The sequence below is a fragment of the Oceanospirillum sanctuarii genome, assembly GCF_002150805.1.
GTDB classification, from domain to species: Bacteria; Pseudomonadota; Gammaproteobacteria; order Pseudomonadales; family Halomonadaceae; genus Oceanospirillum; species Oceanospirillum sanctuarii.
Genome location: NZ_MTBA01000002.1, coordinates 1 through 22,000 on the forward strand (window position 1 = coordinate 1; position 22,000 = coordinate 22,000).

General features: G+C 51.0%; 21 protein-coding genes. 3 read left to right on the top strand and 18 right to left on the bottom strand.

Features of this window, described 5'->3' with window-relative positions; translation table 11 throughout:
• Positions 1–154: 154 nt before the first annotated feature.
• Both ppk1 and hemB read right to left on the bottom strand, forming a co-directional pair.
• The gene (gene ppk1 / locus BV405_RS03595; protein WP_086479515.1) at positions 155–2,368 is read right to left on the bottom strand and encodes a polyphosphate kinase 1; all 2,214 of its coding nucleotides are present in this window, start codon (positions 2,366–2,368) and stop codon (positions 155–157) included.
• Between the two features lie 42 nt (positions 2,369–2,410).
• Positions 2,411–3,418: a porphobilinogen synthase gene (hemB, locus tag BV405_RS03600; RefSeq protein ID WP_086479516.1), complete on the bottom strand. Its 1,008-nt coding sequence runs from the start codon at positions 3,416–3,418 to the stop codon at positions 2,411–2,413.
• A 295-nt stretch (positions 3,419–3,713) separates the two neighbouring features.
• Between hemB and BV405_RS03605 the strand changes: the two genes are divergently transcribed.
• Both BV405_RS03605 and elbB read left to right on the top strand, forming a co-directional pair.
• Complete coding sequence (locus BV405_RS03605) at positions 3,714–4,511, top strand: sterol desaturase family protein (RefSeq protein WP_086479517.1); 798 nt, start codon at positions 3,714–3,716, stop codon at positions 4,509–4,511.
• A 133-nt stretch (positions 4,512–4,644) separates the two neighbouring features.
• Positions 4,645–5,301 (top strand): isoprenoid biosynthesis glyoxalase ElbB, encoded by a 657-nt coding sequence (gene elbB / locus BV405_RS03610; RefSeq protein WP_086479518.1) that lies wholly within the window; start codon positions 4,645–4,647, stop codon positions 5,299–5,301.
• On the opposite strand, the gene BV405_RS03615 is transcribed toward elbB, so the two are convergent.
• The 16 genes from BV405_RS03615 to BV405_RS03690 form a co-directional block, all read right to left on the bottom strand.
• Positions 5,302–6,489, bottom strand: coding sequence for an HD-GYP domain-containing protein (locus BV405_RS03615; protein ID WP_086479519.1), 1,188 nt, complete (start codon positions 6,487–6,489; stop codon positions 5,302–5,304).
• 30 nt (positions 6,490–6,519) lie between these two features.
• Positions 6,520–7,314 carry an oxygen-binding di-iron domain-containing protein gene (locus BV405_RS03620; RefSeq protein ID WP_086479520.1) on the bottom strand — a complete coding sequence of 265 codons (795 nt, stop codon included), beginning with the start codon at positions 7,312–7,314 and terminating at the stop codon, positions 6,520–6,522.
• Between the two features lie 40 nt (positions 7,315–7,354).
• Positions 7,355–8,128: an oxygen-binding di-iron domain-containing protein gene (locus BV405_RS03625; protein ID WP_086479521.1), complete on the bottom strand. Its 774-nt coding sequence runs from the start codon at positions 8,126–8,128 to the stop codon at positions 7,355–7,357.
• A gap of 287 nt (positions 8,129–8,415) precedes the next feature.
• The gene (gene tatC, locus BV405_RS03630) at positions 8,416–9,225 is read right to left on the bottom strand and encodes a twin-arginine translocase subunit TatC (protein WP_086479522.1); all 810 of its coding nucleotides are present in this window, start codon (positions 9,223–9,225) and stop codon (positions 8,416–8,418) included.
• A gap of 2 nt (positions 9,226–9,227) precedes the next feature.
• Positions 9,228–9,662 carry a Sec-independent protein translocase protein TatB gene (gene tatB, locus BV405_RS03635; protein WP_086479523.1) on the bottom strand — a complete coding sequence of 145 codons (435 nt, stop codon included), beginning with the start codon at positions 9,660–9,662 and terminating at the stop codon, positions 9,228–9,230.
• A 17-nt stretch (positions 9,663–9,679) separates the two neighbouring features.
• Positions 9,680–9,919, bottom strand: a complete 240-nt coding sequence (gene tatA / locus BV405_RS03640) for a Sec-independent protein translocase subunit TatA (protein WP_086479524.1) — start codon at positions 9,917–9,919, stop codon at positions 9,680–9,682.
• Positions 9,920–10,041: 122 nt separating this feature from the next.
• Positions 10,042–10,374 (bottom strand): phosphoribosyl-ATP diphosphatase, encoded by a 333-nt coding sequence (locus tag BV405_RS03645; RefSeq protein WP_086479525.1) that lies wholly within the window; start codon positions 10,372–10,374, stop codon positions 10,042–10,044.
• 206 nt (positions 10,375–10,580) lie between these two features.
• Complete coding sequence (ubiB, locus tag BV405_RS03650) at positions 10,581–12,212, bottom strand: ubiquinone biosynthesis regulatory protein kinase UbiB (RefSeq protein ID WP_086479526.1); 1,632 nt, start codon at positions 12,210–12,212, stop codon at positions 10,581–10,583.
• Between the two features lie 12 nt (positions 12,213–12,224).
• Positions 12,225–12,965, bottom strand: a complete 741-nt coding sequence (locus BV405_RS03655) for a ubiquinone biosynthesis accessory factor UbiJ (protein ID WP_086479527.1) — start codon at positions 12,963–12,965, stop codon at positions 12,225–12,227.
• Between the two features lies 1 nt (position 12,966).
• Positions 12,967–13,728, bottom strand: a complete 762-nt coding sequence (gene ubiE / locus BV405_RS03660; protein WP_086479528.1) for a bifunctional demethylmenaquinone methyltransferase/2-methoxy-6-polyprenyl-1,4-benzoquinol methylase UbiE — start codon at positions 13,726–13,728, stop codon at positions 12,967–12,969.
• A gap of 98 nt (positions 13,729–13,826) precedes the next feature.
• Positions 13,827–14,234 (bottom strand): gamma-butyrobetaine hydroxylase family protein, encoded by a 408-nt coding sequence (locus BV405_RS03665; protein ID WP_086479529.1) that lies wholly within the window; start codon positions 14,232–14,234, stop codon positions 13,827–13,829.
• A gap of 101 nt (positions 14,235–14,335) precedes the next feature.
• Entirely contained in the window at positions 14,336–15,661 is a 1,326-nt protein-coding gene (hslU, locus tag BV405_RS03670; protein WP_086479530.1) for an ATP-dependent protease ATPase subunit HslU, read from the bottom strand.
• A 109-nt stretch (positions 15,662–15,770) separates the two neighbouring features.
• Complete coding sequence (gene hslV / locus BV405_RS03675; RefSeq protein WP_086479531.1) at positions 15,771–16,295, bottom strand: ATP-dependent protease subunit HslV; 525 nt, start codon at positions 16,293–16,295, stop codon at positions 15,771–15,773.
• A 297-nt stretch (positions 16,296–16,592) separates the two neighbouring features.
• A complete protein-coding gene (locus BV405_RS03680) occupies positions 16,593–17,177 on the bottom strand; it encodes an SPOR domain-containing protein (protein ID WP_086479532.1) in 585 nt (194 codons plus the stop codon).
• A 5-nt stretch (positions 17,178–17,182) separates the two neighbouring features.
• Positions 17,183–18,943 carry an arginine--tRNA ligase gene (argS, locus tag BV405_RS03685; RefSeq protein WP_086479533.1) on the bottom strand — a complete coding sequence of 587 codons (1,761 nt, stop codon included), beginning with the start codon at positions 18,941–18,943 and terminating at the stop codon, positions 17,183–17,185.
• A gap of 161 nt (positions 18,944–19,104) precedes the next feature.
• A complete protein-coding gene (locus tag BV405_RS03690) occupies positions 19,105–21,351 on the bottom strand; it encodes a primosomal protein N' (protein WP_086479534.1) in 2,247 nt (748 codons plus the stop codon).
• Positions 21,352–21,550: 199 nt separating this feature from the next.
• Between BV405_RS03690 and rpmE the strand changes: the two genes are divergently transcribed.
• Positions 21,551–21,766, top strand: coding sequence for a 50S ribosomal protein L31 (gene rpmE / locus BV405_RS03695; protein WP_086479535.1), 216 nt, complete (start codon positions 21,551–21,553; stop codon positions 21,764–21,766).
• The last annotated feature ends 234 nt before the right edge of the window (positions 21,767–22,000 follow it).

Consider the following 22,000-nt stretch of genomic DNA (forward strand, 5'->3'; position numbering starts at 1 on the left):
AAGTAAAAAAGTTTCAAAAAAACTGAATATTTTCAAAACGATGCAGCCAAGCCTCTGCAAACACGGGGGCTCACAACACAACAAACGACAGGCACAAAAAAACCCGACACCTAATGGTGCCGGGCTTTTCAGTCTATCTCGCTATAGAAAACGATCAGCTACGCTGGGCGTATGCATCAATCAGTGTTTCCTGAGCACTGATCTCTTCCGCCTCTTCCTGCCGGTTTGCCGCCGCAGACAGATAAGACCCATCAGTTTGCAGCAACCAACTTTGGCAATTATCCAGCAGATAAGTCTCAAGATCGTTGATCACTCGTTGCGCCAGCTTTTTAGCTGTGATCGGGAAACAGGTTTCCACACGCTTATAGAGATTACGCTCCATAAGATCTGCACTGGCACAATAGACCTCTTCTTCCCCGCCGTTTTCGAAATAGTAAACGCGGGTATGCTCGAGGAAGCGACCAACGATAGAGCGTACGGTGATATTGTCCGAGACGCCTTCAATACCAGGACGCAAACAGCACATCCCACGGATAATCAGATCACACTTCACACCAGCCTGAGATGCCTTGTATAACGCCTTTATCATTTTAGGGTCAGTCAGGGAGTTGCACTTAAAGATCAGGCGTCCGCCTTTACCCTTCTCGGCCAACTCAGCTTCCCGTTCAATTTTCTCAACCAACGTTTTCTGAAGTGTAAAGGGTGCATGCAGCAACTTCTTCATATTCAGGGTTTTGCCCATACCGGACAGCTGCAGGAAAACCTTGTGCACATCTTCACACAACGCTGGATCGCTGGTGAGCATGCTGTAGTCGGTATAAAGTTTGGCGGTCTTAGCGTGATAGTTACCGGTACCCAGATGAGCGTAGTGACGAATCTTATTACCCTCACGGCGAACAATATGCATCATTTTCGCATGGGTCTTATAGGCAACCACGCCATAAATCACGACTGCACCTGCTTCCTGAAGACGACTCGCCAACTGCAGGTTGTCCGCCTCATCAAAGCGCGCCCGCAGCTCAATCACCACTGTCACTTCTTTGTTGTTCCGAGCCGCATCCACCAGAGCATCCACAATCTGCGAATCCGCACCAGTACGATACAGCGTCTGTTTGATAGCCAGCACATCCGGATCACGGGCGGCCTCACGCAGCAGATCGATAATCGGCGTGAAGGATTCAAAAGGATGCTGTAACAGAATATCGTTTTGCTGCATCGCTTCGATAATGCTGTTACCCCGACGCAGAGGCTTGGCAGTACCCGGCGTAAAGAGCGGATACATCAACCCCGGACGATCCAGCTCACCCATCACCGCCATCATGCGGGTCAGGTTAACCGGACCATTCACCTTGTACAGCTCCTGATCGGTCAGACCAAACTGCAGAAGCAACACATCAATCAATTCCTGCGGACAGGTATCAACCACCTCGAGACGAACCGCATCACCATAACGACGGGACAACAACTCACCTCGTAGGGCGCTTGCCAGATCGCTCACTTCTTCCGGGTCAACAATCAGGTCGGCATTTCGGGTCAGACGGAACTGGAAGCAACCTTTAACCTTCATCCCCGGGAAGAGCTCTTCCGCATGGGCATGAATCATCGATGACAGGAAGACAAAGTTATCGCCGTCATCACAAATCTCATCCGGCACCCGAATCAGGCGCGGCAGAGAACGCGGTGCAGGAATAATCGCCAGTCCACCTTCACGACCAAAAGCATCTTTACCTTCCAGTGAAACGATAAAGTTAAGACTCTTGTTCACAAGGCGCGGAAATGGGTGGGACGGATCAAGACCAATAGGACTGATCACAGGCTGAATCTGATCGCGGAAGAAATCTTTAACCCATTCAGCCTGTTTCTTATTCCAGCTATCACGGCGCAGAAAACGAATACCTTCGTTTTCCAGCTCAGGAATCAGCTGATCATTCAGAATGCTGTACTGACGCTCAACCTGCTCATGGCAGATATCGCTGACCTGACGGATCAGCTCCTGTGGCATCAAACCATCTGCGTCACTTTTCTCTCGGCTGAAAGCAACCTGACGCTTAAGACCTGCAACACGAATTTCAAAGAACTCATCCAGATTGCTGCTGAAGATCAGCAGGAACATCAGACGATTCAGAATAGGGTGTGACGTATCCAGCGCCTGTTCCAGCACGCGGATATTGAACTGCAGATGGCTCAGCTCCCGGTTTATGTATAACTCAGGGCTGTCCAGATTGATGACATTATCGGTATCTTCCGCAGTCTTACCACGGGTACCACTGTCAGAGCGATTGATTCTCAAGATAGGGCGTCCTGTACCGCCATCCTGGCCGTAGGAATCCTCTGACGAGGGTGGAACAGTTTGGTTTGATTGGTCCATGGAATACTCTCCGTAGTTTTCACCGGCCCACCCTCGTTTCAGTTATTTCTGCAGCAAAATGGCAGCGCGTTTGGCGAAGTAGGTAAGAATACCGTCTGCACCGGAACGCTTAATGCACATCAGAGATTCCAGAGTGACCGCCTCTTCGGACAACCAACCATTCTGGAACGCAGCCATGTGCATCGCATACTCACCGCTGACCTGATAAACAAAGGTCGGCACTTTTAATTCTGTTTTAACGCGATGGACAATATCCAGATACGGCATACCCGGCTTAACCATCACCATATCCGCGCCTTCTGCAAGATCCAGCGCCACTTCATGCAGCGCCTCATCGGAGTTGGCCGGATCCATCTGGTAGCTGTACTTGTTACCCGCGCCCAGATTACCTGCTGAACCCACTGCATCACGGAAAGGACCGTAATAAGCAGAAGCATACTTGGCGGCATAAGACAGGATTCGGGTATTGACCAGGTTTTCCTGCTCCAGCACGGCACGGATCGAACCGATTCGACCATCCATCATGTCAGAAGGCGCGACAACATCCGCACCTGCTTCTGCATGGGAAAGCGCCTGCTTAACCAGAGTTTCAACGGTACGGTCATTCAACACATAACCGTTGGCATCCAGAATGCCGTCCTGACCGTGAATGGTGTATGGGTCAAGAGCAACATCGGTAATGATACCCAGCTCAGGATGCTGATCTTTCAGTGCTTTTACTGCACGCTGAACCAGACCATTGGCATTGAAAGCCTCTTCTGCAAATTCACTTTTGGCTTCCTGCGACAACACTGGAAACAGGGCAATCGCAGGAATACCAAGAGCTACCAGCTCTCTGGCTTCTTTCAGCAGCAGATCAAGACTTAGACGCTCAACACCCGGCATCGAAGCAACTGCTTCACGACGATTTTCACCATCCAGAACGAATACAGGATAGATAAGATCATCAACACTCAGATGGTTTTCACGCATTAAACGACGGGAAAAATCATCGGCACGCATACGACGCATACGTGTAGCCGGAAACGAACGTTGGCTGGCATTAAACACTGTGTATCACACTCCACAAAAAAGGAGAATCACCTGCCTCTTTAAAGTATCCATCACCAAGATGACAAAAATATTTCAAAGAGGCAGAGTCCATAATTAACTTATCCGATCAATGGTCACGCGCGGCCGTTATAAAATCAAGTAGGGAAATTCATAGCCTGATCACGGAACCGGACTGATCAATAAAAATCATACATAAGACAACCCTAAACCAGTTATGCTTCTGACAGACCGTTTATCAAAACGTTATCAACTGACAAGCTGATTAATACCCAAGCTTTCGAAGGCAAAATCTATGGATGAATCCACAATCCGACTTACTGTGTTTTTAAGCCTGATCCTGACTCTTGGCATTGCTCAGAAGCTTTTCCCTCGCCGAAAACCCTCTTATCCATTACTCAGGCGCTGGCTGACCAATTTTGGCATCGTGATCATCGACAGCATCATTGTTCGCTTCGCTTTGGGCGCTATGCTGCCAGTTGCCGTGGCAGATTGGGCTCTGGAAAACGATATTGGCCTGTTTAATGTCACAGATACGCCCTGGTTACTGGCCGTTATCGCATCCGTGATCCTTCTGGATGGCCTGATCTACTGGCAGCACCGCATCTTCCATCGAGTGCCGATCCTATGGCGATTACACAGAGTTCATCACTATGATGCTGACTACGACCTCTCCACTGCACTTCGTTTTCACCCGATTGAAATCGTGCTGTCGGTACTGATCAAAAATGCAGCCATCCTGCTGCTTGGTGCACCAGCTGTCGCCGTTATTATTTTTGAGATATTGCTGAATGGGATGGCACTGTTTAACCATTCAAATCTCGCCCTGCCGACCAAAGCAGATCGTCTGATCAGGCGCCTTTTTGTTACTCCTGATATGCATCGGGTACACCACTCCATCTATTCCAGAGAGATGCACAGTAACTTCGGTTTCAACCTGAGTATCTGGGATCGCTTGTTTTCCAGCTATGTCGCACAGCCCCAAGATGGCCATGCTGAAATGCAGATAGGTCAGCCGGATGCTGGGAAATTACCCACAAACAACCTACTCTGGTTATTAGGCTCTGCCCTAAAACAGAAGGTGAAGTACTGACCCGAATAGCTTTCAGTACAGCGCCAGCTCCTGCCCGATCCCTCTGGATACACCTGTTAGCATCTAAGAGTGAATTGTAAGCCTGTTGGTAAATCTGTAGCGTCAGTACAAAACTGACCTGAAGGAGACAGCTATGAGAACAAAAAAAGTTGCGGTTATTCTTTCCGGTTGCGGCGTGTTTGATGGCGCAGAAATATTCGAAGCCACTCTGACACTTCTGCACCTTGACCGGCATGATGCGGAGATCACCTGTTTTGCTCCGGATATCGAACAACATCATGTGATTGAGCACAGAACCGGCGAGCCGATGGCAGAAAAGCGCAATGTGCTGACCGAGGCCAGCCGTATAAACCGAGGGGAAGTGCAGCCTTTACAGGAGGCCAACCCAAATAATTATGATGCGGTTATCGTGCCGGGTGGTTTTGGTGTCGCAAAGAACTTCTCAGACTTCGCCTTCAAAGGCGGTGACTGCGATGTTTACGAGCCTTTTGCAGAGCTGATCCGGGGCTTCCATGAGCAACGCAAGCCGATCGGCATGATCTGCATCGCTCCGGTATTGCTGCCTAAAATTTTAGGCAAGGGTATCAGCTGCACTGTTGGTCATGGCGCAGCTGCATCCGGTGAAGTTAATAGCATGGGCGGCGTGCATATTGGCTGCAATGTGGACGGCATCGTTGTGGACTTTGAACACAGAGTGATTACAACACCGGCCTATATGGAAGCCAAACGCATCTCTGAGGCTGAGAAAGGTATTTCCGCTCTGGTAGAAAAAGTGATCAGCATGTGCTGATCACATAATTCTCTTCTTCTGAACCTGAAGCGCCTGAATCCCCCAAAGGGTTGCCGGATTAACGGCAACCTGATCTTTCTGACTGCAGGTTGCTCTGATCGTGAATTCCCGGATTCCTGTATTCCGTCGACGGGGACTGAGGAAAACATTGCCATCGGCTTTGCGCACACTGGCCACCAAGGGCTCTTTCGGGCTTTGCGTACGACCAACCACTACCGCGAGCTCACCGTTTTGCAGCTTCACATAAACGCCCGGTGGGTATAGTCCCAGTTCATGTACAAAGATGGTCGTCAGACGCTCATCAACACTTTGCCCACGCTGAACAAACAACTCTCTTAACGTCGCCTTATAGGAAACCGGTTCCCGATAAGGACGCGGCGTCACCATAGCGCAATATACATCAGACAAGGCAATAATCTTGGCCTCAATCGGCAAGGCATCAGCCTTCAGCCCACGAGGGTAACCACTGCCATCCGGACGCTCATGATGGCTCTTCACCAACTTAATCCAGTATTCATCCTTAACACTCACAGATTCCAGCATGGCGGCACTCACTTCCGGATGCTTCTCGATCACTTCACGCTGCTGCTCAGTCAGAGGCTTACGCTGCTGGTGCAGTTTTACCTGATAGGCATTCATTGCGATGTTGCCAGTCAGTGCCGCTGCCAGCATGGGCAGTTTCTTCTCCTGCTCAATCTCCAGACGCAGTGCGATCACCTCGCACAGCACCGCACACTGCACGGGGTGCAGAATATGGTATGGGAAGCTATCGATCAGATGCACCGCGCCTATCATGGCATCCGCATCGTAGGCCACCAGTCCCTGCAGATAGGTAACGATACCCATAGTGCGTTTATAGACCGCATCTTCCGGCGGGTTCTGTTTCTTTTCGATGTACTGAAACAGTTCCGACAGCCTCAGACACAGATCTTCAAACTCTGCAAAAGGGTTTACCGAGCGATTAAAGGTGACCGGCTTGAGTGTTTTTTCCTCTTCCTCATCATCACCGATCTCACGGGCGTACAGCCCCACCCGCATCAGAATGTCACGCTGACGTTCCGTCCGTATCACAGAGCCTTTCGCCATCAGCAATTTTCCGAACTCATCATAAACCGGCCAGGGCACTGGCTGGTTTACAATCAGTTCATCTGCTGAGATTGAGCTAAGCTCAAAATCCTTCATGATCATAGGCTTACTTCCTGCCAGACATCTGGCTTACTAAAAGCGTTCATCCCTGTAGATCTGTTCAATGTAATCGCCGCCACAACGCAGCTCACTGAACCAGCCCAGAAAACGTTCAATCTGATCTTCCGGGAAAATAGAACCGTGCTGTGGCACGATCATTTTGATATCTAACTGACGCACCTGCTCCACCCAGCGGGCACACACCTGATTACTGTGCATATAGCGCTTGTGGAAACCTTCCATAAAAGGCAAATGGGCATCAAAATCTTCGACAAACATGGTGCGCTTACCGGGAGGAAATATCGCGGCACCGATATCACCGGAAAAAAGAATCTTGGAACGACTGTCGTAGATACTGAAATTCCCCTCACTGTGTAAAAAGTGTGCAGGAACCATGGCGATATAATCGCCGGTATCCAAGCTGATACGCCCCCCACCATCAGGTACAGCAACGACCCGATCCACATCTTCCATGCCAAAGTGAGAAACAAAATGCAGCCAGAGCCGCGAAATCAGGAGATCCGCATCCGTAGTTTTCATCCAGTAAGGAATCGATGAGCAAACGTCCGGGTCCTGATGGGTCGCAAACAGATAACGGATCTGACGAGGGTTGATCACCCGCATAATGTTTTCCAGAACATGATGGAAAACATAGGTGCCACCCGGATCGAAAAAATATCCCTTATCGTTATTTACCACCAGACACTGGTTGGTCTGAACAAAAGAGTCTGCCCCCTCCTGTTCTTCCCAGCCAAACCAGACCACCTGATGTTCATCGTCCTCATACAGAATCTTGCTCTCATCTACCCGGGTAATCTGCTCAGACATCGCTCACCTCATTTCTTATTGTTTTCCATCGGAATGTCCTTCAGGACAGCGCATTGTCGTAGATCAGATCAATCAGGTCGGTGCCGCACTCCAGCTGCTCCAACCATTCAAAAAACTGATTAACGTGTTCTTTCGGAATAATGGCCCCGTGTTGCGGTACGATTCGGTCAATCTCCAGATCCCGCACACTCGCCACCCAACGGCGGGTTGCTACATTGTTGCCCATGTAACGCTTATGGAAGCCTTCCATATATTTCAGGTGTGTATCCCAATCATCCACTTCGAGATAGCGCTCTCCCACCGGAAATACCGCAGCCCCGATATCACCGGAAAAGAGCGTTTTGGAACGGGTGTCGTAGAAACAGAAATTACCTTCACTGTGCAAAAAATGCGCAGGCATCAGTTTGATGTACTCATCATCCAACAGGCGAATCTGCTTACCGCTGTCTTCGATGGCCACCAAACGGGAGTTATCACTGAAACCAAAGTGGGACACAAAACGGATCCAAAGACGGGAAACCAGCAAACGGGCACTGGTGGCTTTCAGCCAGAGAGTAATGGAGGAGAGAACATCCGGATCCTGATGGGTCGCCAGAATGTAGCGGATCTGACTCAGGGGAACATACTTATTCACCTCAGCCGCAACATCGGCAAAGATAAAGGCACCACCGGGATCCAGTAGATAGGCGTTATCCGCATTGATAATCAAAAGCTGATTAGACTGAACGAGGGACTCATGCTCATGATCCTCCCAGCCGAACCAGATCACCTGATGGTCATCGTCTTCGTAGAGGATTTTGCTCTGATCAACCATGATCAAAAATATCCTTATTAGCAATTTTGAAAGGACCAGCCAAAGCCCGAAAAGCTCTCGAAATCAAAAGGCTGGTTAAAGCTGCGACACAGAAAATAGAAGAAAACAGGTAACTGTCGCAGCCGTCTATTTAAGACCAGATGCGCAGAAATTAACTTGATCTGAAACAAGAGTGGCGGGCTATCAGAGATCTCTTACATTTGTAAGTCAGAACACCTACGACCAGAGCCGAGGGGCATACTATTGACGTTGTACCGACATAAATACCGACATAAAAAAAGAGCCGCTTATTGCGACTCTTCTTCTGAGGCTTCACCGGAAGCTTCTTTTTCCTTTTCCGCTGATCGCTTCACCAAACGCGACATCAGAATCCCCAGCTCAAACAGCAACCACATGGGCACAGCCAGAAGAGTTTGAGAGATCACATCCGGCGGTGTCAGCAGCATGCCGATGACAAAACAGAAGATCACCACATAAGGACGCTTCTCAGACAAGGCTTCCACCGTAGTAATACCGGTCCAGACCAGAATAAAGGTCGCTACCGGAATCTCAAAGGCGACACCAAAGGCAAAGAACAGCTTGAGGACAAAATTCAGGTACGAATTAATATCCGTCATTACCGCAATGTCAGTCGGGCCTGCCGAGGTAAAGAAAGCAAAGATCAGTGGAAAAACAACGTAGTAAGCAAATACAGCACCGGAATAAAACAGGATCACACTGGATGCCAGCAGCGGCATCGCAATCTTCTTCTCATGCTGATACAGACCCGGCGCAATAAAACTCCATACCTGATACAACACATAGGGAATGGCTGCAAAAAGTGCCGTTACCAATGTCAGCTTGAAAGGCGCAAGGAAGGGCGATGCAACTTCCGTTGCGATCATCTGAGTTCCCGGCGGCAACAGAGCCCGCAGCGGTTCAGAGACGATCAGATAAAGCTCATTGGAGAAAGGATATAGGGCCAAAAAGGCAACCAGAATCACCACCACCGAGCGCAGGAGTTTTCCTCTCAGCTCGATCAGGTGTTCAATCAAAGGCGCGTGTTTACCTTCCTCAGGAATAACCGGCGGAAGCTGAGGCGCTTCATTCTGACTCATAACTAACCTTTATGATCGGAAGAGGGGGACTTATCAGAGGTGGTTGCAGAAGATGCCGGAGCCGATGGCGTGGTACCAAACGGGCCTTCATCTTCCGGGCGAACCTGAGCAACAGGAGCATCCTGCTCAACAGCCTGTACAGGCTTGGATTCAGCAGTATCCGGCGTTGTCGGCTGAGGACCGGCACTTTCCGTAATACTCTGCTCCTGTTTGCGCAACGTTTCTTCCAGCTTACGGCGATTTTCCTCAAGCTGACGCTGCATCTCTTCCATGTGTAACTGCTGATTCACTTCCTGCTGAATCGAGCTGAACCCTTGCTTGATACGACCGATCCACATACCCGCAGTACGGGCAGCTTTCGGCAGACGCTCCGGCCCCAACACCAGAAGTGCCAGAATGCCGATGACGATAAGTTCAAAGAAACCAATATCAAACATGTGCGGGGCTCACCCAGTTACTTTTTCTGTTCAGTTTTTTCAGCAGTGCTGTCGATCACAGAGTCTGCTTCTTTCTTCTCGATAGAAGCCTGATCCGCTTTATCAGCATCTTTCTCAGGATTGTTTACCGCTTCTTTAAAACCTTTCACGGCACCACCCAGATCACTACCGACGTTACGCAGTTTTTTGGTTCCGAAAATCAGGATGATAATGCCCAGAACAATCAGTAACTGCCAAATGCTGATACCACCTAACATAGTGTTTACTCCCGTAAGTTCAAAACTAACGCCTGGCGTTAGCCACTGAAATCAGTGTTTATTCTTGTGTCTTTCCTGCTGTATTCCTGCCGTCTTATTCAGGCCCGGAATAGGTCAGAAGCTCAGGACTTCTGGCGGGATGCTTTCTCTTCGATACCCGACATGCCGAAACGGCGCGCCAGCTCATCCAGAACTGCCTGTGGTGACTGACCAAGATGGGACAGTGCAACCAGACTGTGGAACCAAAGATCCGCGGTTTCATAAACCACATCGCTGACATCGCCGGAACGCTCCGCATCTTTCGCCGCGATAATGGTTTCCGTGGCCTCTTCACCCACTTTTTCCAGAATTTTGTTCAGGCCTTTATGGTGAAGCTGGGCAACGTAAGAGGTGTCCGGATCTGCATTACGACGCTCCGCTAAAATATCACCTAATTGTTGCAGTACTTCACTCATCGGTCTCAGCCTTATCTTGCGTGTTTATATGAAACGGCAGCGTTAAATCTACCGTATCGGAATAAGCCGTATAATAAATAATGTCGCTCTAAATAACTGTTTTCTAACGGTTGTTCTGAACCAATCAGTCAAACAAGCTGACGCCCAAGCATAATAGAATTTTCTATCACACACCATGCCTAAAAAGGCTGGGAGAATTGCCCGATTTATCGGCGAACCAGGAAGAAGACACCCAGCGCCATCAGAGCCTGCGCCTCTGCCGGTAGCTGCTGCAACCAGGGCAGACCATCACTGGCGACAAAGACACCAGATAGCAGCAACAACCACCCCAGCGAAGAGGATTTCTTCTTACTGCGGGTTTTAGAGCTGTCCACCAGTTCCTGTAAAAGAGCTTCCTGACGTAGCTGACGCTCTTCGGTTTTACGAATTTGATCCAGCGCCCCGTACACCATATTCGGCAGTTCAGGTGCCTGCTCCATCCAGTCCGGGAACTGACTGCGGATATTTTTCCACACCCCTTTTGGCCCCATGCGCTGCTTCATCCAGTTTTCCAGATAAGGCTTGGCGGTGCTCCAGAGATCCAGATCCGGATACAGCTGACGACCCAGACCTTCAATATTGAGCAGGGTTTTCTGCAGCAGCACCAGCTGGGGCTGAACTTCCATATTAAAACGGCGGGCAGTCTGAAACAGACCAAGCAGCACCTGACCGAAGGAGATCTCTTTCAGGGGCTTCTCAAAAATCGGTTCACATACCGAGCGTATCGCAGTGGCAAACTCATTCACCCGGGTGCCTTCACCGACCCAGCCGGATTCGATATGCAGACGCGCCACTTCGTAGTAATCCTGTCGGAAAAACGCCAACAGATTACGGGCCAGATAGTGCTGATCTTCTTCTGACAGACTGCCGACAATACCGCAGTCGATACCGATATATTGCGGGTCGTGAGGATGTTTTTCCGAGATAAAAATATTACCCGGGTGCATATCCGCGTGGAAAAAGTTATCGCGGAACACCTGAGTAAAGAACACCTCTACCCCACGTTCTGCCAGCTTTTTCATATCGGTGCCGTTGGCGATCAGAGCATCCACTTCCGCCACCGGAATACCGTAGATACGCTCCTGAACCATCACATTACGACGGGTCATTTCCCAATAGACCTGGGGTACGTAAAGTGCTGGTGAACCTTCAAAGTTACGGCGAAGCTGAGAGGTATTAGCAGCTTCTTTCTGCAGATCCAGCTCATCAAACAGGGTGGATTCGTAATCTTTAACAATCGCCACCGGATGCAGACGACGGGCTTCCGGTACCCAGTAGTTCAGGGTGTAAGCCAGGGTATAGAGCAGCTTAACGTCTTTTTTCAGTACCTTACGGATACCGGGACGAATCACTTTAACAACAACCTGCTCACCGGTATTCAGTTGGGCAGCGTGTACCTGAGCCATCGATGCCGAGGCCATAGGCTCACGTTCAAAGCTCTTGAAGAGTTCACCCACCGACATGCCCAGTGCCGTCTCAATCTCTTTTACCGCCACATGGCTGGCAAAAGGTGGCACCTGATCCTGCAGCTTCTTCAGCTCATCGGCGACATCATCCGGCAGCAGATCCCGACGGGTAGACAGCATCTGGCCGAACTTAATAAAGATGGGACCTAGCTCTTCTAAAGCCAGTCGAAGGCGTTCACCACGACTCTTTTTGCCCACCGGCAGAATACGCATCGGGTTAAGGCGCAATAACAGCACTGCAAACCAGGGCAGGCGATCTTCCGGAATCAGACTGTCTAAGCGGTAACGGCTGAAGACAAAAATGATTTTAAACAGACGAAGCAGACGGGACACGGTGACTCCGGATTATTGATCAGATTCTGACGGCGAAGAGGTTTCCGCAGATGAAGACGGTGTTGATGAACTTGATGATGCAGACGAAAGCGAAGCAAGCTGTTGCTGCAAACGCTCGATACGGGCACTCAGACGATCCACACTACGACGGGTATTGAGCACGCCATCGCTGTAACCTTTCAGCTCGGCTTCCGCAGGTAATAGCGCCAGCTCATGCTGCAGATATTCCTGCCAGTCCTGCATTGCGGTTTTACCCAGCCCCGCACGCCAGCGGGCAAAGCCCGCCAAAGGAGCAGACAACAGGGCGGTCGGTACCACACCGATCAGTTTTTCACTGACAGAGACCAGATCAAGATCCAGTGTCGAGGTCACCTTCTGCAGTTTGCGCACCAGACCGGTATCGCCCCGCAGGGTCAGCGTGCCTTCAAACAGCAGGGCTTCCCGGCGGTCTCCCGCCAGCATAAAGCGGGCAAAATCATTCAGGCTGCCTTCCACCTCAGCATCAACCGGCAAGGGCTGATCGACCTGGTCAGCACTGACGGAAGCATCCAGTTCCAGATGCAAACCCAGCTCTGACGGCCAGATCAGAATCGCGATCTCTGGCTGTGTGCAATGAACGCGAATCACTTTTCCGGCCATTGCGCCCAGCTGTGAAAGTGCAGACGCATCACGTTTCAGCAGAGGATTGATCAGCTGCTCCGCGCTTTCCAGCGCACCATGGAGCAGCATTCCGGTCGGCAGACTGATGGTCATATCAGAGTTTTACACCACGGTGCAGGGCAACGATGCCACTGGTCATGTTGTGATATTCCACACGGGACAGACCCGCATCTTCCATCATGCCCTTCAGGGTTTCCTGATCCGGGTGCATACGGATCGACTCAGCCAGGTAGCGATAGCTTTCCGAGTCATTGGTCACCAGCTTGCCCATAAACGGCAGCGCGGTGAAGGAGTAAGTATCGTAGATCTTGCTCATCACCGGATTGGTCGGCTTGGAGAATTCCAGCACCAGCAGACGACCGCCCGGCTTCAAAATACGAGCCATGGAGCGCAGCGCTTTGTCTTTGTCGGTAACGTTACGCAGGCCGAAAGCGATGGTGATGCAATCAAAGGTGTTATCCGGGAATGGCAGGCATTCAGCGTTTGCCTGTACAAATTCCACGTTACCGCTGCAGCCTTTGTCCAGTAGCTTGTCACGACCCACTTTCAGCATGGAATCATTGATGTCTGCCAGAACCACACGACCATCTTTTCCCACCAGTCGGGAGAACTTCAACGTCAGGTCACCGGTACCACCGGCAATATCCAGTACGCTGTTGCCCTGACGTACGCCACTCATCTCGATGGTCATACGCTTCCACAGGCGGTGAATGCCCATGGACATCAGGTCATTCATCAGGTCATATTTTGCGGCGACTGAGTGGAAAACCTCAGCTACTTTACCCGCCTTCTCTTCAACACCAACCTGCTGATAACCAAAGTGGGTGGTTTGATTTTCCTTTTCTGACTCGGACATGACAAAACCTTTGCTTTCAAAATTGGCGACATTGTAAACCGGTCCGCACGCTTTGTCTTTGCCTGACGGTTCGATGCCGGACGCTAAAAATCAAACCCTTACAATTGTTTGATAGAGATCAGCGAGGGTTCACGGCTTGCGCCCGCCTCTTCCATGCGGCGCAGATAATCTTTCCAGAACGCCTCTTTATGACGGCCCAGTTCATAGAGGTATTCCCAGGCATAAAGACCGGAATCATGGCCGTCATCGAAACAGATCTTGATGGCATAACTGCCGGAAGGCTGCATATCCAGAACACGGACTTCCTTTTTACCGGTCTGCAGAGTTTCCTGACCGGCACCGTGGCCACGGACTTCTGCCGATGGTGAATAAACCCGCAGCAACTCAGCTTCCAGCTCAAGCTTAGTGCCATCGGCATAGCTCAGTTCCAGCATATTGGCTGACTTACGGTAGTTGATATTGGAAGGAACCTGCGATTTTGGGGTTTGCGAATCTTTGAGGCTCATTTTCTTTCCTCCGCATCAGTATGAGACCGATGCTCGACGTATACGACGGCTAAACACAAAAAAGCCGGTTGCGGGCAACCGGCTTATGATCAGATCAGAACTTACAGAATAAAGCGGCTCAGATCTTCATCCATCGCCAGATCATTCAGCTGCTTGTTCACATAATCGGTATCGATAGTGACCTTGTTCTGAATATCGGCCGCCTCGAAGGAGATACTCTCCAGCAGACGCTCCATTACCGTATGCAGACGGCGGGCACCAATATTTTCTGTGCCTTCGTTCACCTGATAAGCGATCTCTGCGATACGGCTGATGCCATCTTCGGTGAATTCGATATCCAGACCTTCGGTTTTCATCAGCTCCTGATACTGAACCGTCAGCGCTGCCTTAGGCTCAGTCAGAATGCGCTTGAAGTCATCCGGGGTCAGAGCGCTCAGTTCAACACGGATCGGCAGACGGCCCTGCAGCTCAGGAATCAGATCCGACGGCTTACTCAGATGGAAGGCACCGGAAGCGATAAACAGAATGTGATCTGTTTTCACCATACCGTGCTTGGTAGAAACCGTGCTGCCTTCGATCAGCGGCAGCAGATCACGCTGCACACCCTCACGGGAAACGTCTGCACCGCCAGCTTCACCACGCTTGGCAACTTTATCGATCTCATCGATAAAGACGATACCGTTCTGCTCAACCGTATCTACCACCTGAGACTTCAGCTCGTCTTCGTTAACCAGCTTAGCGGCTTCTTCATCGGTCGCCTGGCGCAGAGCATCTTTAACCTTCAGCTTGCGCTTTTTGGTACGTTCATTAGACAGGTTAGAGAACATGCTCTGCAGCTGACTGGTCATCTCTTCCATGCCAGGAGGCGCCATAATCTCAACACCGACCTGAGGTGCAGCTACATCGATCTCGATCTCTTTGTCATCCAGATCGCCTTCGCGCAGTTTCTTACGGAAAACCTGACGGGTAGAGCTGTCACGGGCAGGCTCTTCTTCACCGAAACCGGCACGCGGTGGTGGCAGCAATGCATCCAGAATGCGCTCTTCGGCAGCTTCTTCGGCACGGAAACGTACGCGCTTCATCTCCTGCTCGCGCAGCATCTTCATCGCCATATCAGTCAGATCACGGATGATGGTTTCCACATCACGACCGACATAACCCACTTCGGTGAACTTGGTTGCTTCAACCTTGATAAAAGGGGCATTAGCCAGTTTGGCCAGACGACGGGCGATCTCGGTTTTACCGACACCGGTCGGGCCGATCATCAGAATGTTCTTAGGGGTAACTTCGGTACGCAGCTCAGGATCCAGCTGCATACGACGCCAGCGGTTACGCAGTGCGATCGCTACAGCGCGCTTGGCATCAGCCTGACCGACAATAAAGCGGTCCAGTTCAGAAACGATTTCACGAGGTGTCATCTGAGACATAACATCCACTCTTTAAATTTTAAGATTCAGATTTCAGGACAACCCTGCTGCCGGTGACGCTGGCTACCTTCAGGGTGATCCGCTTTCAGCGCTTAATAATCAGCAATGATTACCAGGACAGCTCTTCGATAGTTGGCGAATGGTTGGTGAAGACACAGATATCACCGGCCATCTGCAGACTTTTCTCAACAATTTCCTGCGCACTCATATCGGTATTTTCATGCAGGGCACGGCCTGCTGCCAAAGCAAAGTTACCGCCGGAACCGATAGAAACCACACCATGCTCAGGCTCAACCACATCACCGGTACCTGAGATCACCAGTGTTGCCGTGTGATCTGCCACAATCAGCATCGCTTCCAGACGACGCAGCGCACGGTCGGTACGCCAGTCTTTCGCCATCTCAACCGCAGCGCGGGTCAACTGACCGGAGTGCTTCTCCAGTTGAGACTCAAAACGCTCAAAAAGAGTAAACGCATCTGCTGTACCACCGGCAAAACCAGCCAGTACCTGATTGCGGTAAAGGCGACGCACTTTGCGTGCATTGCCTTTCATTACGGTATTGCCCAGAGAAACCTGACCGTCACCGCCCAGTACCACCTGATTGTCACGACGTACAGCTACAATCGTAGTCATCTGCTACTCCAAATAGATTTGAAAAGACCTGATTTGTTAGTTCTCAGACCTTATTCAGAAACACGCGCTGGCTTCCCGCTTCCCTACAAACTGATACCGCTTACCTGAGCAGGAAACCAACCTGAAAACTGTTGGAAAGGCGTTCTGCCTTCCGAACGATTTTAGATGGTGGTAACCCCTGAAAATTTCAAGCTTTTAAGCGTCTGAAACGCAAAAAGCCGTTAATTGTTCCTCTCAGAGCAATTAACGGCTTTTCATAACAGCCTGTCAGGCTGCAATTACGAGCAGATCAGAGCATCACTGCTGCGGCGGCAAACGAATCAGCAACGACTGAATATTCTGTCGCGCCATCGCATCCTGAGCCATGTTCAGCTTACGACGATCCTTAAAAGGACCGATACGCACCCGATGCCAGGTTCCGCTTTCGGTATCGATACTGGAGATACTGATCTCATAACCATCCGCTTTAAGCCGGGCCGCCAGACGATCCGCATCCGCCATCGCACGGAAAGAACCCACCTGCAGGATATACTCCGGCAGGTTTTCAGCATCACGCGGGGTCGACTTGTACTCTTCTACGGTGTCCGTGGTCACCTCCTGCTGAGGCAGCAGGTTGTAAAAGTCGAAACGCTTACGCTCGGCATCCTGCGGGGCTTCAGCTTCAGGAGCAACCTGAGCCGGAGCTGCAGGCACCGCAGCCATTCGCGGAGCAGGGGCAACCGGGTCTTCGTCCAGCCATTCCGACAGACCAAAACCCAGCACAACGCCAAAAATCAGCCAGCTCCATGCAGGTAATTCACGACGCTGCGTGACAACTTCCTCTTCCTGACGGGGCGAAGCACCACCGCGCTTGGGTGATTTCTGGGCAAAATCCCTGCTCATAATGCTTACATCTCCTCAGGTGCACTCACACCCAACAGACCCAGACCGTTTGCCAGCACCTGACGAACCGCTTCACTCAGAGCCAGACGGGCATTACGGATCTCTGCATCTTCTTCCAGAACTTTCAGGGCGTTGTACCAGGTGTGGAAATCAGACGCCAGATCCTTCAGGAACTGAGCCATCACGTGTGGCTCATAGTTCAGGGCACAGTTTTCCAGAACCTCAGGATAACGCGCCAGCGCTACCATCAGATCTTTTTCGTAATCGCTGTCCAGTTTCTCCAGAGCAGCCAGACCTGCAGCCTGATCAAAGCTCCAGCTGTTCTCAGCCAGCTTGCGCATCACGCTGCAAACACGGGCGTGGGCATACTGGATGTAGTAAACAGGGTTGTCTTTGGACTGGGATTTCGCCAGATCCAGATCGAAATCCATGTGCTGATCAGACTTACGGCTCACGTAGAAGAAACGCGCCGCATCGTTACCCACTTCGCCACGCAGTTCACGCAGGGTCACGAAAGAACCGGAACGGGTGGACATCTGAACACGCTCAGAACCACGGTACAGAATCGCGAACTGAACCAGACGGAAATCCAGCTTCTCCAGCGGGCAACCCAGCGCCTGACATACCGCCTTCAGACGTGGCAGGTAGCCGTGGTGGTCAGCACCAAATACGTACAGCAGCTTGTCGTAACCACGCTCAAACTTGTTGTGCATGTAAGCGATATCGGAGGCGAAGTAAGTGGTCATGCCATTATCACGCACCACACAACGATCTTTGTCATCGCCGAAGGCGGTAGAACGGAACCATTGGGCACCGTTTTCCACATAGATGTGACCAGCATCGGTCAGCTTTTTCAGTGCGGTTTCAACATCACCGCCACGAGTCAGAGAGCGCTCGGAGAACCACTCCTGATACTGAACACCAAACTCGCCAAGATCCTGCTCGATATCACCACGGATATCTTCCAGCGCGATATCAAATACCTGCTCGTAGGTTTCAGCACCCAGCAGCGCTTTCGCCTGAGCGATCAGACCATCAATGTGGGCTTCTTTATCACCACCTTTTGGCTCATCTGCAGGTACTCCAGCAAATACGTCAGCCGCATCACGGATCAGGGTGTCAGTAAACTGATCCTGAACCTTCTTGGAGATATCCAGAATGTAGCCGCCTTTATAGCCGTTACTTGGGAAGTCAAAGGCAACGCCGTTTGCTTCCAGATAACGCAGCCACACACTTGTTGCCAGAATATCCATCTGACGACCAGCATCGTTCACATAGTATTCACGGTGGACATCAAAACCCGCTGCAGCCAGAAAATCGGAAACCGTTGCACCATAAGCAGCACCTCGGCCATGACCTACGTGCAGAGGGCCAGTCGGGTTAGCAGAAACAAATTCCACCTGAATCTTCTGATTACCACCGGCTTTGCTCAGACCAAACGCGTCTTTCTGAGCCAGAACGTCACCAACAACTGCAGTGATAGTCGCTGCGCTGGCAAAGAAGTTAATAAAGCCGGGACCAGCGATATCCACCTGAGTCACATTGCTGCTCTGTGGCAGAGCATCAACCAGCTTCTGCGCCAGATCGCGCGGCGCACAACCGGCAGGCTTGGCCAGCATCAGAGCAATATTGGTAGCGAAGTCACCGTGCGCCTTATCTTTGGTGTTTTCCACCATGATTCGGGGTGACAGATCAGCAGGCAGGATCTCCTGCTGTTTCAGAGAGTCAATGGCGGCACCAATTAATTCAGCAATATGTTCTTTCATTTCAGTCCGGATCTGCTAACCAATAAATTTACTGTCCGAAGCCGCTCACAGGCTTCGACCCACTTATAATCAATAACCCGACATTATCATCTTTATTCAGGCGTCTGTTAACCACAAAACCATGCTTTTACGTAATAAAAGTTAAACGACGGATCAGTGTTTCAGATCAACTCCTGAGGATCCACATCCAGCGACCAGCGTACTTTTCGGTTCATCGGATGACGATTGATCAGATCCAGCAGACAAGCGATCCCCTGATGCAGGGGGGCACGACGATCACACAACAACCAGATCTGCATGTGATAACGGCCAAAACGCCGTTCCATCGGCGATGGCAGAGGGCCATTAACCTCCAGCCCTTCGATCTGTGCAATAACAGGCTCCGCCGCCTGAACCACCTCAGTCAGGAAGTTGATCACCAGATCACTCTGATTGGCTTCCGCGCGGATAATCGCCATAAAGGAATAGGGCGGCAGCAGCGCTTCTTTGCGCTCCTCCAGCAAGCAGCGGGAAAACTGGCTGTAGTCATGCTGAGCCAGAAGCTTTAACAGTGGATCATCAGGGCGATGAGTCTGCACCACGACTTTACCTTTACGGCTTTCACGACCTGCACGACCTGCAACCTGAGTCAGCAGCTGCCCCATGCGTTCTAAGCCACGAAAATCAGAGCTGTAGAAACCACCGTCAGCATCCAGCACAACCACCAGAGTCACCGCTGGGAAGTGGTGGCCCTTGGCCAGCATCTGAGTCCCCACCAGCACACAGGGCTCTTCTTTATGAATGGTTTCCAGCAGCTTTTCCATCATGCCCTTTCTGCTGACGGTATCTCTGTCCACCCGAAACACCGGCCAGTCTTTAAAGGCGTTTTCAAGTGTTTCTTCCATGCGCTCAGTTCCCGAGCCCACAGGTTTCAATTCAGAAGCAAAGCATTTCGGACACTGATGAGGAATCGGCCCGACACTATCGCAATGATGGCAATGCAAACGGGGAGGCTCCCGGTGCAACGTCATGCGGGCATCGCAATAGGGACAATCAGACACCCAGCCGCAGTCATGACACATTAAAGCAGGGGCAAAACCACGACGGTTAATAAAGGCCAGCACCTGCCCGCCCTGCTGAAGGTGAGTGCGCATCACCTGCAACAGGCCGCCATCAATACCATTGGTCAGCTTCTTATTCTGAATATCGTGCAGATAGATATCCGGCAGCTGAACACTGGCACCCGCCCGCTGGGTCAGCTTCAGCCAGTGATAGCGTTTTTCTGTGGCGTTATGCAGGGTTTCCAACGAAGGTGTAGCAGATCCCAGCACCACAGGGCAGGACAACATCTTGCCCCGCACCACGGCCAGATCCCGCGCAGAATAACGGATACCATCACCCTGTTTATAGGAAGCATCATGCTCCTCATCAACAACGATCAGGGCGAGATCTTTAAAAGGTGTCACAGCAGCAGAGCGGGTACCGATCAGCACACCGGCACGACCATCCCGGGCCAACAACCAGGCATCCAGTCGCTCTTTATCATTAAGACCTGAGTGCAGCGTCATCACAGGCACCGAGAATCGCTTCTTAAACCGGTTTACCGTTTGTGGCGCAAGACCAATCTCGGGCACCAGCACCAGCACCTGTCGACCCTGCTTTAATACTGCTTCTATTATCTGCAGATAAACTTCAGTTTTGCCGCTGCCGGTGATCCCTTCCAGCAGAAACACGTCCGGTTGCCCGAGCCTGTCAGTGATCTCGGTAACCGCAGTCTTCTGATCGTCATTTAATTGCAGGGGAATTTCGGCAAGCACGGGACGGGCGTCATCATCACGCCCTTCCAGATGACGGGATTGCTGATAGCGCTCCGCAAGACCTTTATCTTCCAGAGCCGCCATCTGAGCAGAGGTGAAACCCAGAGAGCGCAACATGGTGGCAGCCACAGGCTGCTGATGCTTCTGCAACGCCCGCAGCAGCTCTGCCTGCTTGGGCGCACGACTCATTTTCTCCGGATCCAGTGCTCGGCCACTTTGAGTGGCCAGCCAGTAGGTCTCTTCCTGAATATGGGCCGCAGCCCCCTGTCTCAGCAACGTTGGCAGCATCATGCTGATCACTTCACCGACAGGACCATGACAGTATCGCGCCAGCCATTGCGCCAACGCCCGCTGATGATCATCCAGCAGAGAGGCATCGTCGATCAGCTCGGAGAGAGGTTTGAGCTTTTCTACCGGCACATCAGGCGTAACCTGCCGTTCCATAACAACGCCAATCATCGCCTTGTTGCGATAAGGTACGCGAACGCGGGCACCCAACGGCAGATAAGCATTCTGTAAATTCGGGGGTAAAACATAATCAAAACAGCGCGTTAACGGCACCGGCAACGCGACCCGAATAACAGGCAGCTCGTCATCAAATAATGAGGGCATGCTTACCTCTTGCCTCAGAAAAAATCTCTGCTATTATGCCTCACCTTCTTATAAGGCTCATCCTATTCAATGACCCCATTGCGGTGGGCTCATACCAATAGTCGAAACGCCTGCAAAGAATAACCGGTTAATCTGTACAGACCTTGAACGGTGCCCGGCAAAGACCAGGTGGCGGTTCATACTTATTGAGGTTTTCAAAATGAAACAAGGTATTCACCCAGAGTACAACGAAGTAACTGCAACTTGCAGCTGCGGTCACACTTTCCAACTGCGTTCTACACTGGCTAAGCCACTGCACTTGGACGTTTGCTCTCAGTGCCACCCTTTCTACACCGGTAAGCAGAAGCAAGCTTCTACTGGCGGCCGTGTTGATCGCTTCAAGCAGCGTTTCGCAAGCCGTATCAAGAAGAGCTAAGTTCTTCTTTATCGGACAAAAAAAGCAGCCAAATGGCTGCTTTTTTTATGCCTGAATTTCGGTTTTCGCAAAGCTTTATCACTCAGACTACACAATCACTTGTCCGAAACTACAAACATTCCTCCGAAAATAGTAACAAGGGATCAGCCAAAGCAACTGTGACTCAGGAGTTCCTGTAGTCATATTTCTACGACCCTTTTTTCGCTGCTGCAAAAAGCGTCAGAATTACCCGTA

Coding starts and splice junctions, on each gene's coding strand:
- ppk1 (WP_086479515.1), bottom strand. CDS start 2,368: ATGGACCAATCAAACCAAACTGTTCCACCCTCGTCAGAGGATTCCTAC.
- BV405_RS03605 (WP_086479517.1), top strand. CDS start 3,714: ATGGATGAATCCACAATCCGACTTACTGTGTTTTTAAGCCTGATCCTG.
- elbB (WP_086479518.1), top strand. CDS start 4,645: ATGAGAACAAAAAAAGTTGCGGTTATTCTTTCCGGTTGCGGCGTGTTT.
- BV405_RS03615 (WP_086479519.1), bottom strand. CDS start 6,489: ATGATCATGAAGGATTTTGAGCTTAGCTCAATCTCAGCAGATGAACTG.
- BV405_RS03620 (WP_086479520.1), bottom strand. CDS start 7,314: ATGTCTGAGCAGATTACCCGGGTAGATGAGAGCAAGATTCTGTATGAG.
- BV405_RS03625 (WP_086479521.1), bottom strand. CDS start 8,128: ATGGTTGATCAGAGCAAAATCCTCTACGAAGACGATGACCATCAGGTG.
- tatC (WP_086479522.1), bottom strand. CDS start 9,225: ATGAGTCAGAATGAAGCGCCTCAGCTTCCGCCGGTTATTCCTGAGGAA.
- tatB (WP_086479523.1), bottom strand. CDS start 9,662: ATGTTTGATATTGGTTTCTTTGAACTTATCGTCATCGGCATTCTGGCA.
- tatA (WP_086479524.1), bottom strand. CDS start 9,919: ATGTTAGGTGGTATCAGCATTTGGCAGTTACTGATTGTTCTGGGCATT.
- BV405_RS03645 (WP_086479525.1), bottom strand. CDS start 10,374: ATGAGTGAAGTACTGCAACAATTAGGTGATATTTTAGCGGAGCGTCGT.
- BV405_RS03655 (WP_086479527.1), bottom strand. CDS start 12,965: ATGACCATCAGTCTGCCGACCGGAATGCTGCTCCATGGTGCGCTGGAA.
- ubiE (WP_086479528.1), bottom strand. CDS start 13,728: ATGTCCGAGTCAGAAAAGGAAAATCAAACCACCCACTTTGGTTATCAG.
- BV405_RS03665 (WP_086479529.1), bottom strand. CDS start 14,234: ATGAGCCTCAAAGATTCGCAAACCCCAAAATCGCAGGTTCCTTCCAAT.
- hslU (WP_086479530.1), bottom strand. CDS start 15,661: ATGTCTCAGATGACACCTCGTGAAATCGTTTCTGAACTGGACCGCTTT.
- hslV (WP_086479531.1), bottom strand. CDS start 16,295: ATGACTACGATTGTAGCTGTACGTCGTGACAATCAGGTGGTACTGGGC.
- BV405_RS03680 (WP_086479532.1), bottom strand. CDS start 17,177: ATGAGCAGGGATTTTGCCCAGAAATCACCCAAGCGCGGTGGTGCTTCG.
- argS (WP_086479533.1), bottom strand. CDS start 18,943: ATGAAAGAACATATTGCTGAATTAATTGGTGCCGCCATTGACTCTCTG.
- BV405_RS03690 (WP_086479534.1), bottom strand. CDS start 21,351: ATGCCCTCATTATTTGATGACGAGCTGCCTGTTATTCGGGTCGCGTTG.
- rpmE (WP_086479535.1), top strand. CDS start 21,551: ATGAAACAAGGTATTCACCCAGAGTACAACGAAGTAACTGCAACTTGC.